The sequence below is a fragment of the Glaciecola sp. 2405UD65-10 genome (assembly GCF_048820975.1).
In the GTDB taxonomy this organism is placed as follows: domain Bacteria; phylum Pseudomonadota; class Gammaproteobacteria; order Enterobacterales; family Alteromonadaceae; genus Glaciecola.
Map to the genome: position 1 here is coordinate 421,385 of NZ_JBMEUF010000002.1, position 18,149 is coordinate 439,533.

Below are 18,149 nucleotides of genomic sequence, written 5' to 3' on the forward strand. Positions count from 1 at the left end.
TCTTGTATTTGCAATAATTGTAACACTTAATCAATAATTTCAATGCGCTTAGCCACATTAAAAAATGTTAAGCTTTTAACGTAGCAAGAAAGTGACAATTACAAAGGAGTGGAAGGCAGGTGAAACAGTTTACATCATTGCGGGTAGTCAAATTCAGATTGTTGGTTGCCACCCTACTTATTGCGACGCTAAGTAGCTGCACAACGAGTAATACTCATGCACTGCGCCTTGAGCACATTGGTGTTGATAACAACAATCCTAACAGCATTAAGCAAATTACTTTTCAGTTTAACCAGCCTGTTACCTATTTAGGTGGTGTGCCATCACCGGCACAAATTGATGCTGTGAATATTACGCCATCACTTAAAGAGCAATGTAGATGGCGCTTCGTAAAACTAAATATACTTGCATGTGAATTAAGCCATGACTTAGCGCCACTAAGTGAATACAACATAGGCATAAGTGCCAGCTTTTCAGCTTTAGGTAAAACGCTCAGTAATGAGCTTGATTCACAGCCGCAACGAACCATTTTAACTACACTACCTAACATTCCTTTAAACATTAGCGCCCACAACAAAGACTTTCCCATTGAATTTAGCGCTTCGCAATATTTTAATGCCAATAGTAATGACACTCAACATAAAGCGCTTTACTTAAGCATGCTTAAAGCAATAAGGCTAAAAGGGCCTCACGGGGAACTACATACACCCAAACTGCACATTGATACTAATGATGTAAGGCAGTTACGTTGGCGCTTAAATATTGAAAGCTTTGCCCAATACGCGAAACCGGGACATTATGAAATAGTATTGCCTGAAGGCTTTACGCCTGCTGAATACGAAACGCAAGAAGCACAAATTACTGCTTCACATAAATATAGAAGCTTAGAGAAGGACGAAAGCCTACTGTGGTTTAACTATCAAAATGCATTCGTTTTTTATGGTGTGCAATGTGCCGCCAATAGCGGCCCTAAAGATAAAGCAATTAACTTAGTACAAACCAATGCGCAAGGTAAATTAGATTGCCCGCCAGAGCATATAAGCTTGGCTTTTTCACGCCCCTTACTAGAAACAAGCGAGCATCCCCCCTTAAAAACATGGTTACAAGGGCCTAGCTTTACCGCTCACTCGCCCCATCGCAGCAATAATGTGTATTACTACCCTCTTGAATTGCAAGGTAGCAGTGAGTACAAACTGCTTTTAGCCGACCTTATTAGCAAGGGCGGGGGCAAGTTATCAAGCCATGAACCTTTCACCTTTAGTACCCATGAAGCCACAGATTATTGGCGATTTGAAAACTCAAAGTTGTCGGTAATTGAAACGCAAAAGGCATCGCTTCCCTATATTTTTCGAAGAAATACGCCCCAATTAACGCAAACTTTTAAGACTATTGCTTCGCCGCAAGCTTTGCTCGAATATTTAAATGGCAATAGTCAAGAGGGTGTAACTAGCCCACTTGCGCCCACTGACCAAACCCGCACTAAACAAGGCGTGCAATATTTAGATATTCGAAATGTATTAGATGATGAGTCAGGCTTAGTGCTTGCCAGCCTTAAAGGGCGCAGTATGAGCAACGCACCTCCTTTTTACCGTAATACTAGCGAAGATCACGGTAACATACGTGAAGTGGATGAGCGTGAAGATGCAAGGCTTTTCAATTCGGCCGCTTTTAACTTAGCGGTAGTGAATAATAATAGTTTACTTATTCAGGCTATTGATTGGCAAGCCAATATGCTCAGCAATGCCCATGTTCAACTTGTATGCAAAAAGCAAAACACATTGATTGAATTAGGCACTACCAATGAAGGCGGACTACTGCTACTAGATTATACCCAATGGGCGAAAATAAATGCATCGCTTGCTTCAAACAACTGCTGGATTTGGGCTGAGCATTCTATTGGCTCTGCTGCTATAGCTTTGCCAGAGCAACACGTGTTGCCCCAGAAACAAATCATTGCCCATGCCTACACCGCACAGCCTATTTATGAAGCCGGTGATACGGTGCACATAGGCGTACTCGCCAAGCAGCGCAGTTTCAACACTGATTCTATTGTAAGTACGCTTGATGGCTTAGCCTCTGATCAACTTCCCCCCAACAAGCTAGCCCCGCTGGCATTAAAGCCTATTGAGAATTTAGCCCAGTACTCACTTGCTATTAGCGCGCCAAATAGCAGCGAAACCCTTGTGCAGCTCCCCTTAACCGAGGTTTCATCTAACGGCTTAGCGCACGGCGAGTTTGTATTGCCGAGTAATGCGCGACCTGGCTGGTACACTATAAACCTAAAAGCAAATAGCAAGCAAAGCGGTGAAAACAGCAATAGTCTTGTTGATATAGGCACAATACAGGTACTTGAATTTACGCCGCCAGAATTTGAGCAAACCCTTAAGCTTTCTAGCCAATCAAGTAGTAATGGTAATGAGCAAGATACGGTGTACTTCGGTGAAACATTTAAAGCGCAAATAAACGCCAACAGGCTAAACGGGCAAGCCCTTCACAACGCTAAAATAACCACACGATACCAAGTTAAATATTCAAATAAGGTGCCGCAACACTGGCCTGAAAACTACCAATTTAGTTCATGGGATGAGTATCGAGCACAGAATAAAAAAGCGCAGCCAATTGAGCAAGTTAATAAGGTTAGTGATGGCTCACTTTCTTTAAAAAGCAGCAAAATCAGTTCTACTATGCCAATAGGGAAAATAGAATTTAGTAGTGAAGTGAGTGCAGATGACGGTGAAACACAAGTTGCGAACCAATCACTTATGTATCTTTCGCGTGATCATTATATTGGCACTAAAATCAGTAAAGATAAGACCGAATTGCAACTACTTGCAGTTGATAGCAAAGGGCAAACCCTTACAAACCTTTTAAGCCACGTGACATTTTATCAACAAGATGAATTTAGTGAGTTTGAACAATGGCAAGTGCTCAGTGAATGCGAAGTAGTTACTCTGCCTAGTAGCTGCCAAATACCTAAAAGCAAAAACACGCTCAAAATTGAAATTGTGAGTGGTGAGCAACAGTATCAATCTATTCGCAAACATTACCCCAACCCTGGGAACCCTTTACCTGGCAACAGTAGTGATGCACCCAAAGAACCCTATTTAGATCTGCGGTACATAAGTAAGGCAGGCGAAGCAAATTCATCCCATAACAGCATTAAAGCAAAAGTAGATGACTTAATACACCTTGAAGTAGACACCAATGCAGCGGGTTTAGCCACCTTCGTAATTCATTCAGGCACAATACAAAAAGTGTGGCAACAAAAACTAGCCGAAGGTAAACAAAGCATCGCCTTAAGGATTGACGCCAATTGGTTCCCTTTTGCACAGCTAAACGTTACGCTTGCGCCCAGTAGAAGCCGTATTAATAATAGTGCCAATGCATTAACTAATGCACAGCAGCGGCAAGATTTAACGCTCCCTTACCCTAAAAATAAAAATGATTATCGGTTTTTAAAAGCCGATATTGATATAAACGTTTTGCCCAAGGCCATTAAACCCGAGCTTCTGCTAAAAACAAACACGCAAGCGCTTGAAGCAGGCGGTAAAGTGACCCTAGATTTAACAGCTAATACCCCTATGCAAAGCCAGCTATGGCTAGTGAACGATGGCATATTAGCCCTTAGTAATACAACCGTAGACAATTATGACTTCAATGATTACTTTAAGTATTTAGTACAAGCGCAAACTTGGTCGTACTGGGAATCATTAAACACCTCGTTAATTACAAACACGCCATTTTCGATGAATGAAGCCGAACAAGGAGGCTTTGCGTTAAGTGCGGATGTTTCAGGAACACGCATGCGTGTAGGGTCCCCTAAAGCATCTTATGGAAAACAAGGTAGCAGTCAGTTTTCCAGAAGGGATTTTGCGCAATCAGTTTGGCTGGGCACCTTAAATTTAGAGGCTGATAAGCGCATAAAACTCACTGCAGATTTACCGCAATTAATAGGCCGGTGGAAGGTAATAGCAATAAACACAACGGCCCAGCAGCAGTCGGTTTCACAGCTTGATATTACTACCTCTAAAGCGGTGGAATATTTGCTTGATGCACCTACTGATATACTTAGCACTGACAAACCCAGTATTGCCATTACACAAATTAACAATAGCCCTCGTGCTGTTGAAGATTTGCTCACGCTAGCAATTAAACCAATGGGCGAAAATACAAATGGCACTGATTCACATAGCGTTAAACAAACAGAAGTGGTGGAGCAATGGCAGGTAAAATTACCTAAGCAAAGTCAAAAGGATAGCTACCAACGTAAAACTTATACCCTGCCAGCGCTTGCAACAGGCAAGTACTCCTTATTGCTTAGCAGCAAAGCAGATTCTAACTTTGCGGCTTACAGCGAACTGCGGGTGCTAAGCGGCGCATATGAAACCCAAAAAACATGGTTTGTAGAGCCCCAATCAAACCAAGCCACAATAATGCTTGAGGCGAATATAAACACAAATGATATTGTGTTTACGCACAGCCCAAGCGGCACAAATGCACCGAACTGGCAGCTTATTAACGAATATAACCAAACCCTAAAAGAGAGAAATTGGGAGCAGATACTCTCAAGCGCAATTACTTACGCGTACTCCCCCAAGGCACAAGAGCAATGGCCGCAAGGGCATAAAAAACTTGCCAATCTATTAGGCAATCATGCCCTGTATACTAGTTATAATGGTAGTTTTCGTTACTATCCGCAAACGCAAAATAGTGACTTTTTAAGCGCATACACCGCGCTTGCTTATTCATGGCTAGAAAATAGCAGCCTTCCACTGAAGGTGAATATAGATAAGCTACTAGCATCACTAACAAAATTGTTAGAGCAAGAGACTCAGTCTAACAACACCTTGGCGCAAAGTATGGCCTTACTGGCTTTAGCTAGCAACCAAGCGATTAGCTTAGAACAAGCCCTTGAATTCATACAGAAAATGGGGGCTTTAGATAAGCAACAAAATCACGCTAAACTTTTACAAGCCCTGAGTATGAAGTTACTAGGCGCTGAACAAGAACAATACAACGCAATTATTAGAGGCCTTTACAAGCAACAATACATTGACACATTTTCAAGTGTATTTAACCAAACCAGTTACCAGTGCTTTGCGGCATTGGCCTTTAAAGATTCACCTGAGTTTGCGGCTGACTACGCCAACACTATAAAAGAGGTGGTAACCAAGCAACATGCCAACGGCCATTTTGGAAGCACTTTTGCTAATGGGATTTGCAGCTATGTACTGCATAAAAATAAGGTCAGTGTTGCGCTAAACCCTATAGAATTCACTTTACTCCAAAACACTGGCGTTACACCCAATTCAAGCAAACATAGCGTTAATATTACGAGTGCAAACAACCACAGCTTTTGGCTACACGGTAAGTTTACCCAACCATTATCAAGCGCCGAGCCTAGTGCCTCGGGCGCGCAAATAAAAAGGCACATTGAAGTATTAAAAGATAAGCAATGGCTTGAGCAGAGCAAGGCAAATTTGCAAGTGGGTGATTTAGTGCGTACTCGCCTCATCATTCACTCTCCTGTAGCTCGCCACCACGTAAGTGTTAGCGACAATATTGCAGGCGGTTTTGAAGCCTTACAACCAAGCTTTAAAAATATGCATTACCAAGCATCTTATTCGCGTAATTGGTTCTCTTATAATCGCTTGAGCATTAGCCAAGGGCAAGCAAGCTGGTATCTACAATATTTACCGGCTGGTTCCTACGAATTGATGTACTACGCAAGAGTGCGCCACAGTGGAGAATATTCTATAGCCCCTGCTGAGCTAAAAGCCGTATACAGAGAAGATATATTCGCAAGCACAGCGGCAGCTAAAGTGAGCCTCGCTGAATAAGCGGGGTTACAGTATGTATAAATAAATAGCGAAGAAATGACAGAACGCGCCAGCAAATACCAGTACATGCCAAATAGCATGTGAATAGTGACGGCTTTTGGCGGCGTAAAAAGGAATACCCAATGTGTAGCAAAGTCCACCGGCAAGCAATAAAGTAAACGCGGCACCCGACAACGCTTGATAAATAGGATAAATTAAGAATATAGCTAACCAGCCCATTATTGCGTAAGTGGCTAACCCTAACTTGGGGTATTTATTTCCCAAAATGCTTTTAAATACAATGCCGCCCACGCCAATAGACCACACCACAATAGCGGAATATAGCCCTAAGAGCCCGCCTACCGCCAGCAATAGGAAAGGCGTATATGTGCCCGCAATTAGGCCATAAATAGCAATATGATCAACTTTTCGTAGCATGGCACGCCGGCTAGGTTTACGCGCAGCATGATAAAGCGTTGAAGATAAAAACATAAACGCTAAGCTGAGCCCATAAATACAGCTAATAGCGTATTCCAATATACCGGTAGACTTTATAAGCATTAACAGCAAACCGCCAAGCGCCAATACAAAGCCTAATAAATGCGTTGCCGTATTTACCCATTCCTCTTGATTAGAATAAGCGTTAGGGTCAATTGAATCTAGCTTGCGAGGCAACATACGTTAAAGCTCAAGAAATAAAAAGCGTATTATAGTTTTTCAGCGTACACATGTACACTCAAATTAAGCGCATACGCTTTAAGGTATTGATACATCATAATAATTGTTTTGTTTTTAAATGTTCTCACTATACTATTGCTGGCTTAGGCTTAAATATAGTTTGTTTACATTTTCACTAGGGTAAGAGCACTTTATGGATTACAGCGTATTTTTCACCGGTTTTACCCTTGGTTTGTCACTCATTTTGGCAATAGGCGCTCAGAATGCGTTTGTACTAAAACAAGGCTTAAAGCAGCAACATGTGTTTGTAATCTGCTTTGTGTGTGCCCTTTCTGATGCCGTACTTATTAGTGCAGGCGTTGCCGGCTTTGGCACATTAGTGAAAGAATATCCCAGCATTGAAACCGTATCTCGCTATGCGGGTGCCGCATTTTTAATTGTATATGCAATTTTGAGTTTCAAATCGGCATTTACACAAAGCCATGGCTTAGATGCTAAAGGAGAAGAAGTTGGCAGCATGTGGTCTGCGCTACTTACGTGTTTAGCATTCACGTGGCTTAACCCCCATGTATATTTAGATACCGTTGTTCTGCTTGGTTCTATTTCAACGCAGTACGAAGGCCAACAATACGCGTTTAATTTGGGCGCTGTAATTGCCTCATTTGTTTTCTTTTTCTCACTAGGATACGGCGCACGCTTGCTTATACCGGTATTTAAGAAACCCCGTTCTTGGAAAATACTTGAAGGGATAATAGGTCTTGTTATGACGGCTCTGGCTATTAATTTAGTAGTTTATTAAATTTACTTTTTGCTAGCTAAGCAACGCTGTAAGCTCGTCGTATAGCTTTTCTATAATTACTGGCTTAGCTAAATGTGAAACAAACCCAAGTTCAAGATACGACTTAACATCATCAGGCATAGTGTTCGCAGTTATAGCCATTATGGGTAATTGGCTATTCGTTTGTTTAATATATTTGAAGGCTTCCACGCCATCCATTACCGGCATTTGAATATCCATCAAAACTAGGTCAAACTGCTTGTCTTTACAGCTTTGAACGGCTATTTCTCCATTTGCGGCAAAATCCAAATCGACGCCTGTTTCTTCTAGCATAGCGGCTATAATATATTGATTAATTTCGTTATCTTCTGCCACTAATATTCGCTTGCCGCGCAAATTAGGTGTTGTATTTAAGGTAGCTTTGGCAATTTTTTCAGGAAGTTCTATTTGTGGTAGCGGTAAGATTACGCTTACGCGAGTCCCCTTCCCTAGCTTACTCGACAACTCAATTTTCCCCTGCATCAGTTCAACTAAGCTTGCAGTTATAGCCATACCCAAACCCGTTCCGCCAAACTTTCGAATACTTGAAGAGTCAGCTTGCGTGAATCGTTCAAAAATTTGATGCTGAACCTCATCACTCATACCTATACCGTTATCAAGCACTTCAATAAAAAGAGATGGTATGTTCTTATAATTGACTTGCCCAAATTTGACTGTGACACTACCGTGTTCGGTAAATTTTACCGCGTTGGAAACAATATTTAACAGTATTTGCCTTACCCGCACGGGGTCGCCTTGCCAGCCATCTATAAAATTGTCATCGCAAACCGATACCAGTGAAATATTCTTTTTATTCACTTCGCCACTCAAATCGGATTCAACCGACTTTGCCAACTCCATTATTGAAAAATCAGAGCTTTCTAAAGTCAGTTTATTCGCTTCAACCTTCGAGTAATCAAGAATATCGTTAATAATGGTGAGCAGTGTTTTTGACGAGTAAATGGCCCTACTAATTAGTTCTGCATGAGCTTGCTTAATTTCTTCCCGCGACAACAACTGAAGTGTCCCTAAAATACCATTCATTGGGGTTCTAATTTCGTGGCTCATATTAGCCAAAAACTCACTTTTTGCGCGCGAAGCATTCTCGGCAGTAACCTTGGCGCGTTTTAACCGAGCCTCTTGTTTCTTATCTTCGGTAATATCTCGAAGTACGCCAAATACTCTTGTGCAATTACCGTTTTCTAAAATAGCCTCACCCTGCGCACTTACCCATATTTCATTTCCTTTGGCGGTAATCATGGGCAAATCTACATTCCAAGGCGTGCCATGCTCTACAGCTTCATTCACCAAGCGTGTAATGGTGTCTCGACTGTCACCTGGCTTATAAAAGTTAATTGCTACATCTAAGCTTGGCTCATAGTCAGATTCAACCTCATGGATAACCTTAGTTTGCTCACTCCACGTTAACGTGTTTTTTATCATATCCACTTCCCACGTGCCTATATTGGCAGTTCGCTCTAACTTGCGCAGCGTAATATCACTTGTTCTGAGCTTTGTGAGTGTTTTTTGCCGTGAAAACTCTTGCCCAAACCATTGTGCAAACAGTTCTATGTAGTCAATTTCTTCTTGGGTAAAAGGGGCTCTTGGGTTTGAAGCAGAAAAATTCACCGTCCCTATTACCTTATTGTTCTCAATAATAGGGGCGCCAATGTATGACTCAAGGCGCATTTGCAAGTAGCAAGGGTGGGTAGCAATTTCACTTTGGCCTGAATGATGAAAACCTATTGCCTTGTTGGCTCTAAGCGTATGCCAGCAATAAGTATCGTTGAGTGGAAAAATAGTCCCCACCTTAACAACATCGCCTTCGCTTTGAGCATAATCAACCGTATAAACATCGTCTTTAACTTGGCTTACAATTGCCATTTCAAGTTCAAATATCGTTAAGCCTAAGCGCAACAAACCATTCACTTTGTCTTCCAAAGAAAGTGATGGATTTGACACTAAATTATGAAATTGCCTAAGTACGTTCAAAATTACACCTAAAGAATACGATGGCTAAATAAGCGAATACAAAATTAGTATACAAGGAATGATTTATTTGAAAACAAATAAACTAACAGCTACTTATCGACCAATCCTTGGTTAACTGCATACCTAACTAACTCAGCTAATGAATCTAAGTTAAGCTTACTTTTGATGTTCCGCCTGTGGGCTTCTACCGTTCTGAAACTGATGTTGAGTTGTTGTGCTACTTCTTTACTTGACTGTCCTTTAGCAATATAAGACAAAATCATTTGTTCGCGGCTAGTTAAGCGTTCGCTTCGCGCTTGCAAGGGATTATCAATGAGCATTTTAGCAATTGAACCACTAAAGTACGACTTATCACTCGCCACTGCTTTTATAGCTTGATACACCTCTTCTGAATTAGTGTCTTTTAAAATATACCCCGAAGCACCGGCCTGCACAGCGTTGGTAACAAACTCTGCGCTTTCATGCATACTGAAAATTAACACCTTAGTATTTTGCAAAGCCTCTTTTAATATTTCAGTAACATCTAGGCCATTTAGCCCCGGCATACTAATATCCATAAGCACTACATCAGGCTCGCACGCCTTCGCTTGCTCTAGCACATCAAGCCCGTTAAAGCAGCCGCCTACCACCTCAATATCATCATAAAAAGATAAGCATGCACTTAGGCCATCTTGCACCATGGGATGATCGTCTACTAGCATTACGCGAATAGCATTTTTTTGAGCGCTAACCTTATTTAAATTTTGTGTCATATATTCTCTTTGTGCATAGCGGCTTCTTTGGTTTGGGTATAATAATTTGCAAACGCCGAACGGGGTATTTTCGCAATTACCGTAGTGCCGCTATTGTCAGATTCAATACAAAATGTACCGCTGTGATACTCCACTCTTTCAGCCAAGTTACGAGTGCCAATGCCAACGTCAGTTGTGCATTTTGTGCCGTTTTCAGGCATCCCCACACCGTCATCAGCAATTTGTAATGTTAACCAATTATCTTTAATAGTTAAATTGATTGTTGCCGTATTGGCGTTAGCGTGGCGCTCTATATTCATTAACGATTCTTGAACAACGCGATATAGCGTAGTGTTAATATGATCAGGTAATAATTTGCTCAATGCTGGCTTATTAATACTAATCGCCACCCCAGTTCGCTCTGAAAACTCGTTGCCCAAAGCCTCAATGGCCGCAGATAACCCTAACTCATCTAATATGCGAGGATGCAAATGATGAGAAATACGCCTAATTTCGCCAATTGCATTGCTTAAATTATCTTGTGCTTTTTCAAGAGGCGCTGGCTTTTCAACCGCCATTTTTTGTAAGTATTTTCCCGTTGCCTCCAATGAATATTTTATAGACACCAGTACCTGTACAATACCATCGTGTAATTCACGCGATATATGCCGTTGCTCTTCTTCTTGCAAGGTTACTATTTTTTGTCCCAACTCATTTATCTTTGTGTCAGAGGCCTTTTTTTGACTCAAGTTAAGCCAAGTGCCTACAATAAATATAAAGAAAATTGATGTGATTGCCACTACCAATATAATGAATCGTGTATTCGCTATTTGTTGGTCAATAGCCACATGCACTGAATGCATTTGTTGCTTTACATTATCTAAATATACGCCCGTTCCCAACATCCATCCCCATTTGGGTAGAAAGTCTGAATAACTCATTTTTTCAGTAATGTTTTCGGTTGATGGCTGATTCCAATCATATCGGTAAAAGTCGCCGCCGTTTTTGGCATTCTCAATCAGTATTTGAATGGTGGGCTCGCCTTTATTATTTAATAACTCCCAATAATTATTGCCATTGCGCTCAGGCTCGGTGGGTAAAACAATGTTTGTACCTTTGTCATCATATACAAAAAAGTAGCCGTCACTAGTGTTGTAAAGCAAGCTCGATATAATCGCCGCTACTTGTGCCTTCGCTTGTTCGTCATTAGCACCAGCCATGTCATAAATATGTTGAATGGATGCTTTGGCAATTGCGGTGTAATTTTTAAGCTCTTGTTGTTTTTGCGCAATTAAAAATATTTCAAGAGTGCTCACATTTTCTGCAGATAAATTTCTGTATTCATGAGTGACTAGAAAGTACGTTAATAGGGCGGTTAGGATAACTTGCGCCACCGCGAAGAATTGCATGCGCAATGAAAAAGACATAGCTAAGACCAAAGAATTATGTTAACACAGTGTTAAGGATCGCAGAATAAGAAGTAATTATCCACGTGTTAATGGTGCCAAACGTGAAAATGCGACTATGGTCGTAGGTATAAATAGGTAGCATTGCATGGGTAGTTGTACGAATATCTTATTTGCAATAAATATTTTACATTTACGAAACAATTTTGGCGCTAAGCTAGCGTATTTTTTGTTAGTAGGTGCTCTTATTATCCATACAACATTTAGGACACAACATGAAAATTAAATCATTGCTCACAGCACTGGTAGCAGCCAGTATTGCATTTAGCCCCATGGCTTTTGCTAAAGAAAAAACTTACCGCTGGCGTTTAGCTGAAACTTGGGGACCAAACTTCCCAGTATTTGGTGATGCATCTAAGAATATGGCCAAAATGGTTGAAGAAATGTCTGGCGGCCGTTTACAAATTCGCATTGATTCTGCGAATAAGCATAAATCAGCCTTGGGTATTTTTGATTTTGTGAGAACGGGCCAGTATCAAATGGGCCATTCAGCGTCTTATTATTGGAAGGGTAAAGACATCAACACTATGTTTTTCACAACCCTGCCCTTTGGTATGACAACGCCTGAACAATACGCGTGGTTTTATCATGGCGGCGGTATGGAGCTAATGAAAGAAACCTACAGCAAATACGGCATTTTATCGTACCCAGGCGGAAATACTGGTAACCAAATGGGCGGCTGGTTCAGAAAAGAAATTAACACCCTTGAAGATTTAAAAGGCCTTAAAATGCGTATCCCGGGTTTTGCTGGCGAAGTGTTAGCTAAATTAGGCGCTAAACCAACAAATATCCCTTCAGCCGAGTTATATACAGCGTTAGAGCGTAACACCATTGATGCACTTGAATGGGTTGGCCCTTCACTTGATTTACGCATGGGCTTTCACAAAATTGCGCCATATTACTACACCGGTTGGCATGAGCCTGCGACTGAGCTTCAGTTTATGGTAAACGAAAAAGCGTTTAATTCACTGCCTGAAGATCTTCAACATATATTGACGGTGGCTATGAAAACCGCCGCTTATGATATGTATACCCAGTCTACCCATGAAAGCTCTGAAAACTTAGCTACACTTCAAAAAGAATATCCGAATGTAAAAATTCGTTCATTCCCACCTGAAGTGATGAATGCGATTAAAGCTGAAAACGACAAGTTACTTGAAGAGTTTGCGGCAGCCGACCCTCTTACTAAGAAAATTTTAGAATCTATTCATAGTTACGGTGATAAAGCTCGTCAGTGGACTAACTTCTCTGATCGCGCTTATTTAGATAACTTTGATTCAAAATAAGTTTAGGTAGCATATTTTTATTCACAAGAGGTATCTAGCGTAGATACCTCTTCTTTTATACAAGGTCTCAAACAAATGAAATTTTTACACATGGCACTTGGCAAGTTTATCGATATGATGGGGCAACTTTGCGTTGTGCTAATGATATTGATGGTAGCCAATGTGTTTTACGATGTGTTGATGCGTTATTTTTTCAACGATGTCAGCATTGGTATGCAAGAGTTGGAGTGGCATTTGTTTGCGGCAATGTTTATGTTCGGCATAGGATTTACGCTAAAAGAAGATGCTCACGTTCGCGTGGATATATTTTACGAGAAACTAAATCCTCATACTCAAGCATACATTGATATTTTTGCCGCACTATTCTTTGCGCTTCCTATCACAATAATTGTGATGTATTACGGCTACTCTTATGCTTTTGATGCCTATGAAATGATGGAAGGCAGCCCCGATCCGGGCGGCTTACCTTACCGATGGATTATTCGTTCCGTAATCCCTATTAGTAACGCATTTTTAATTTTATGTATTTTTTATACGGTTGTTGGCAACATACTTAAACTTAAAGGCCCCAACGTTCACGAAGACCACATTCATAGCGAGGGGGTTTAATAATGGAAGGTTTAATTCTCTTTTTTGTTGCCCTTGTTTTGCTATTTATGGGCTATTACGTTGCATTCACCTTTGCGGGTGTATCCGTTATTGTGGGCGTGTTCTTCTTAGGTATCGATTTATTCGAATTTATGCCTTATCGCATAATGAGCATCATGGAAAATACTACCTTGATGTCTATCCCCATGTTTATATTTATGGGGATTGTGCTGCAAAAAACCGGGCTTGCCGAACGCTTACTTGAATCATCCGCCAAGTTATTTGGTGGTTTGTCAGGTGGTGTGGCTATATCTACTATTGTGGTAGGCGCATTACTTGCCGCTTCTACTGGCGTGGTAGGTGCTTCAGTAGTGGCAATGGGCGTTATTTCCCTGCCTGTTATGCTTAAAAACCGATACCATGAACCCACTGCTGCTGGTGTAATTTGTGCTTCAGGTACATTGGGTCAAATTATTCCGCCCTCTATTATTCTTATTATTTTAGGCGATGTAATGGGCTTGGCTGTAGGCGATTTATTTAAAGCCGCTGTAATTCCTGGCGTTATGCTAATTGGCGCGTATGTGACTTACATATTAGTTCTTAGTTACATTAAACCAGAATATTGCCCGCCTATTCCTGTAGAAGAAGATAAAGCCACTATTTTAAAGCAAGCCGCTAAAGACATTGTTCCGCCTATGTTATTAATTATAGCGGTGCTGGGCTCTATCTTTTCGGGCATTGCGACCCCTACTGAATCATCAGCGATTGGGGCGGTGGGTGCCATAGTGTTAGCGCAGTTTTATGGTGGTATTTCATTTAAAACTATTTTTGCGGTATCAAAAGATTCAGTAAAAGTATCGTCTATGATATTTGCCGTGTTAATAGGTGCTACTGCGTTTTCTATGGTATTTAGTTACTCAGGCGGCGAGTACTTAGTAGAAGAGTTTTTCTTGGACTTACCAGGTGAGAAATGGGCCTTTATTATTTTAGTAATGCTCGCCATTTTGCTTTTAGGATTCTTTATCGACTTTATTGAAATTGCTTTCTTGGTAGTGCCTATTATCACACCGGTGGCTATTGCACTTGATATCGACCTTATATGGTTCGCTATTTTGATTTCAATGAATTTGCAAACGTCCTTCTTATCACCGCCCTTTGGGTTTAGCCTATTTTATTTAAAAGGCGTGGCACCTAAGTCATTTAAAACTACCACTATATATAAAGGTGTAGTGCCATTTATTATTATTCAGGTACTGGTACTTGGTTTAATAGTCGCCTTCCCTGACACTTTTATTTTGTTCTAAGTGACTTAAGCGACGCAAAATATACAAGACGAGCCTAGTGCTCGTCTTTTTATTTCCAGCTTGGATGTATCAAATAAACAAATAATGCTGCAAATAAACGTGTAATATTTACACGTGCTTGTGTTCAAGTTTGTTTACAAAAAACTGCGAGGCAATATAAAAATCAATAATATCAGTGCGTTAGAATTAAATAATAAAGCTGGCATTTACTGGTATACGCCTTGCAAATTATAAATCAAACACAGCTTAAAGCGTTTCCGCCTTGGCTGACACACAAGTATATTAATCAACTACAATTCATTGGGAGACAACATGGACATCATTAGACTTATATTAGCAATCATTCTGCCACCTGTTGGCGTATTTTTACAAGTTGGCCTAAGTGGTCAGTTCTTCTTAAATATATTGCTAACCATTTTAGGCTATATTCCTGGCATTATTCACGCTGTGTGGATTATCGCCAAGCGATAACATAATCCAAAAAAAAAGCATGCTAAATTAGCATGCTTTTTTATTGCCTAAAAACCTTCGATTAAGCGACTGCTTTTTCTAAAATTTCTCTGCTCTTTTCAATAGTAATTGCTTGATGCTCACCTAAGGCTAGCATGCCATGTGCTTCCAATTTACTAATTACCGTATCAATCGCTTCAGCTTTGTTGCCATTATGTTCAGTAAGTTGCGTAGCAACGTCTAGGCTATGGTAGAAAGCTTCAATCGCATCAATTGTTCGTAACGCTAAATCGTCCGATTGCTCTAAGCCAAACACATTAATGCCCATTTGTTCTAGCTTTGGCTTTTTAACTTCAAGTTGGTTGCGTAATAATGAAGGCTGCACAATTGCTAGTGAACGCGCGTGGTCAACACCATATGCTGCTGTAAGTTCATGGCCAATCATATGCGTAGCCCAATCTTGCGCAACGCCTGAGCCTATTAAACCGTTAAGGGCTTGGTTGGCAGCCCACATTAAATTAGCGCGCCATGCATCGTCTTGCTTATCATAATTATCACCTAAAGTTTTTAGTGTCTTTAATAAGCCTTCAGCATATGCATCTTGCACTAAAGCGCCAGCAGGGAAAGTTAAATACTGTTCACAAGTATGTACCCAAGCATCAACCAGCCCGTTGACTAATTGACGAGGAGGAAGCGTAAGCATTACATCCGGGTCCATCACCGCAAATTTTGGTTGTACTGCTGGTGACATAAATGCCAGTTTTTCAGACGTCGCGGCTTTACTCACTACTGAGCCTTGGTTTGACTCAGATCCTGTGGCTGGCAATGTGAGCACCGCACCAATGGGTAGCGCCTGCTTAACTACGTGTTTTCCTGACGGAATGTCCCAGCCGTCACCGTCGTATACGGCTGAGGCTGCAATATATTTAACCCCGTCAATGACTGAACCGCCACCCACACCTAGCACAAAATCAACACCTTGCTCTTTACAAATAGCAACGGCTTTATCTAGCACTTCAACTGTAGGGTTAGCGCCAACGCCCGAAAACTCAAGCCAATCAAAATCAGATAGCGCGGCTTTAACTTGGTCGTAAACACCGTTTTTCTTTATTGAACCGCCACCATAAACCACAAGCACTTTTTGATCTTTGCTAATTAATTTTGCTAAAGAAGCAATTTGATTTTGGCCAAATTGGATAAGGGTTGGATTTACATAACTAAATTTCATTTTTTTGTCCTGTTGTTAGTAAATGGCTAGTGCTACTAGTTAGGAGAAGCGACACCATTTTATGAAAGCACTATATACAAATTTATCGTGCCCATTTTTAAGTACCACCACAATGGCGACAAATTATAAAATTAAAAGAGTAAAACGTGATTAACTTTTTGTAATACTCATAATTTAGCTGTTAATTTTGCGTTCATTTTGGGTGTCCATAATTTTTACAACAGCACCACAAAAATAACATATTTGTTACATGGGCAATTTAAAATGTAAGCTAAAGTTTTGTTATATCAAATGCTTATTGAGAACATTTATTCTTGGTCTTTTTATTGTTTATATTAACAAGCCAGAACTTATAAGCTCATTTAAATATTTGATTTTATAAAGTTAGTGGCGTAGTCAATATAAAAGTAATGGCTTTTAATTTTAAAAAAAAATCAAAATAGTAGTAATTAGGACACTTTATGACTTGTTTAAAAAAAATCGGGGTTGCAGCCCTATTATCTGTAAGCGTACTTAGCGCAACAGCAAATGCTAGCACTATCCGTTCAGGGTTCAATGCAATGACACTTAGCGCTAATGATGACGGTTCTACCGGCGAAGTGAGTACCGGTTTTGAAATCAATTTCTTTGGCGAAACCTTTAATACATTATTCGTTAATAACAACGGTAATGTTACCTTTGATTCGCGATTAAACACTTTTACACCTTTTGATTTAACCTCAACTGGCCGCCAAATTATTGCTCCATTTTTTGCTGACGTAGATACAAACAATGGTATAGGTGAAGAAGTAACATATGGTACTGGCACAGTTGATGGTACAAATGCATTTGGCGTAAATTGGATTGACGTAAATTATTACGATAATGCCAACGATAATGGCATTTTAAACAGCTTTCAGTTAGTACTAATTGACCGTTCAGACATATTCGTAGGTGATTTTGATATTGAGTTTAACTACGGTGACATATTATGGGAAACGGGCGAAGCTAGTGGTAGCAATTTGCTGGGCCTCGGCGGTGACTCTGCTCGCGTTGGCTACTCAAACGGAACCGGTGAAGCCGGCACCTTATTAGAACTCGAAGGTTCTGCAGTTAATGGTGCATTTATCAACGGCGGTTCAAACGCTCTGAACACTGGCTCAAATATAGGCGAAGCAGGACGCTACGTGTTTAGCGCACGAAGTGGAAACATCTCTAACCCACCGGTTAACGCCTCAGCGCCAAGTTCTGTTGCTTTGTTGGGTTTAGCCTTATTTGCATTAGGCATGCGCCGCCGCATGACTAAATAATACTTTAGCTTTGATGAATAATATTCAAACAAAGGACGCTATTTAGCGTCCTTTTTAGTTTCAAAATATATATTAATCACCACGGCTAAAAACATAACAAGCAAAAAAACTATTGCATCAATGCCAAAGACGGTATCTTTTTGGCCCAGGTTAAAAGCGGTAAGCATACCAGGAATAATGATAACTTGTGTTCGTGTTAGTTTTAGCTTCATAATGATTAACTACAAAATTGTTTACTAAGAGCCATGCCTGCCATACCTGCAGCCCCTGTCGCTAAAGAAATCGCTTGGCCTCCAGGAACCATACCACTTGCGAACGATATTGTTCCCACAGCGTCGTTAAAATTACTTAAGTTGTTACATGCACCGCTAGACCATCCGCTAGACTGACTGAATTGAGGGCTTCTAAAAGATCGGTCTCTTGCGCCTGAAATTGCTTGTAAATCTTTGTTTAATAATTGTTTCATTTCTAATCCTTGAATTTTAAATCTAAGTCCTAACG

At 40.6% G+C, this 18,149-nt stretch carries 13 protein-coding genes; 7 read left to right on the top strand and 6 right to left on the bottom strand.

Translation table 11 applies throughout. The features are described 5' to 3' along the window. Positions 1-119: 119 nt before the first annotated feature. Complete coding sequence (locus tag ACOI22_RS14040; protein ID WP_420672746.1) at positions 120-5,840, top strand: MG2 domain-containing protein; 5,721 nt, start codon at positions 120-122, stop codon at positions 5,838-5,840. A gap of 6 nt (positions 5,841-5,846) precedes the next feature. Here the strand turns inward: ACOI22_RS14040 and trhA are convergent, their stop codons facing one another. Beyond that, positions 5,847-6,497 (bottom strand): PAQR family membrane homeostasis protein TrhA, encoded by a 651-nt coding sequence (trhA, locus tag ACOI22_RS14045; RefSeq protein WP_420672747.1) that lies wholly within the window; start codon positions 6,495-6,497, stop codon positions 5,847-5,849. A 193-nt stretch (positions 6,498-6,690) separates the two neighbouring features. On the opposite strand from trhA, the gene ACOI22_RS14050 reads away from it, so the two are divergent. Beyond that, complete coding sequence (locus ACOI22_RS14050; protein ID WP_420672748.1) at positions 6,691-7,296, top strand: LysE/ArgO family amino acid transporter; 606 nt, start codon at positions 6,691-6,693, stop codon at positions 7,294-7,296. A 12-nt stretch (positions 7,297-7,308) separates the two neighbouring features. Here ACOI22_RS14050 and ACOI22_RS14055 read toward each other — a convergent pair whose 3' ends face one another. The 3 genes from ACOI22_RS14055 to ACOI22_RS14065 form a co-directional block, all read right to left on the bottom strand. After that, positions 7,309-9,306, bottom strand: coding sequence for an ATP-binding protein (locus ACOI22_RS14055; RefSeq protein ID WP_420672749.1), 1,998 nt, complete (start codon positions 9,304-9,306; stop codon positions 7,309-7,311). Positions 9,307-9,395: 89 nt separating this feature from the next. After that, the gene (locus ACOI22_RS14060; RefSeq protein ID WP_420672750.1) at positions 9,396-10,058 is read right to left on the bottom strand and encodes a response regulator; all 663 of its coding nucleotides are present in this window, start codon (positions 10,056-10,058) and stop codon (positions 9,396-9,398) included. Then, positions 10,055-11,464, bottom strand: a complete 1,410-nt coding sequence (locus ACOI22_RS14065; protein WP_420672751.1) for a cache domain-containing protein — start codon at positions 11,462-11,464, stop codon at positions 10,055-10,057. The genes ACOI22_RS14060 and ACOI22_RS14065 overlap by 4 nt, the downstream gene beginning before the upstream one ends. 254 nt (positions 11,465-11,718) lie before the next feature. Between ACOI22_RS14065 and ACOI22_RS14070 the strand changes: the two genes are divergently transcribed. From ACOI22_RS14070 to ACOI22_RS14085, 4 genes are all read left to right on the top strand, one after another. Next, complete coding sequence (locus tag ACOI22_RS14070; RefSeq protein WP_420672752.1) at positions 11,719-12,789, top strand: TRAP transporter substrate-binding protein; 1,071 nt, start codon at positions 11,719-11,721, stop codon at positions 12,787-12,789. Positions 12,790-12,864: 75 nt separating this feature from the next. Further along, complete coding sequence (locus ACOI22_RS14075; protein ID WP_420672753.1) at positions 12,865-13,398, top strand: TRAP transporter small permease subunit; 534 nt, start codon at positions 12,865-12,867, stop codon at positions 13,396-13,398. 2 nt (positions 13,399-13,400) lie between these two features. Then, the gene (locus tag ACOI22_RS14080; protein WP_420672754.1) at positions 13,401-14,681 is read left to right on the top strand and encodes a TRAP transporter large permease; all 1,281 of its coding nucleotides are present in this window, start codon (positions 13,401-13,403) and stop codon (positions 14,679-14,681) included. 312 nt (positions 14,682-14,993) lie between these two features. Then, positions 14,994-15,152: a YqaE/Pmp3 family membrane protein gene (locus ACOI22_RS14085; protein ID WP_420672755.1), complete on the top strand. Its 159-nt coding sequence runs from the start codon at positions 14,994-14,996 to the stop codon at positions 15,150-15,152. Between the two features lie 61 nt (positions 15,153-15,213). Here the strand turns inward: ACOI22_RS14085 and ACOI22_RS14090 are convergent, their stop codons facing one another. After that, entirely contained in the window at positions 15,214-16,359 is a 1,146-nt protein-coding gene (locus ACOI22_RS14090; protein WP_420672756.1) for an iron-containing alcohol dehydrogenase, read from the bottom strand. A 461-nt stretch (positions 16,360-16,820) separates the two neighbouring features. Here ACOI22_RS14090 and ACOI22_RS14095 point away from each other — a divergent pair, with 461 nt between their 5' ends. After that, positions 16,821-17,648, top strand: coding sequence for a nidogen-like domain-containing protein (locus ACOI22_RS14095; protein WP_420672757.1), 828 nt, complete (start codon positions 16,821-16,823; stop codon positions 17,646-17,648). 217 nt (positions 17,649-17,865) lie between these two features. Here ACOI22_RS14095 and ACOI22_RS14100 read toward each other — a convergent pair whose 3' ends face one another. Beyond that, positions 17,866-18,114: a hypothetical protein gene (locus ACOI22_RS14100; RefSeq protein ID WP_420672758.1), complete on the bottom strand. Its 249-nt coding sequence runs from the start codon at positions 18,112-18,114 to the stop codon at positions 17,866-17,868. Positions 18,115-18,149 lie beyond the last annotated feature (35 nt).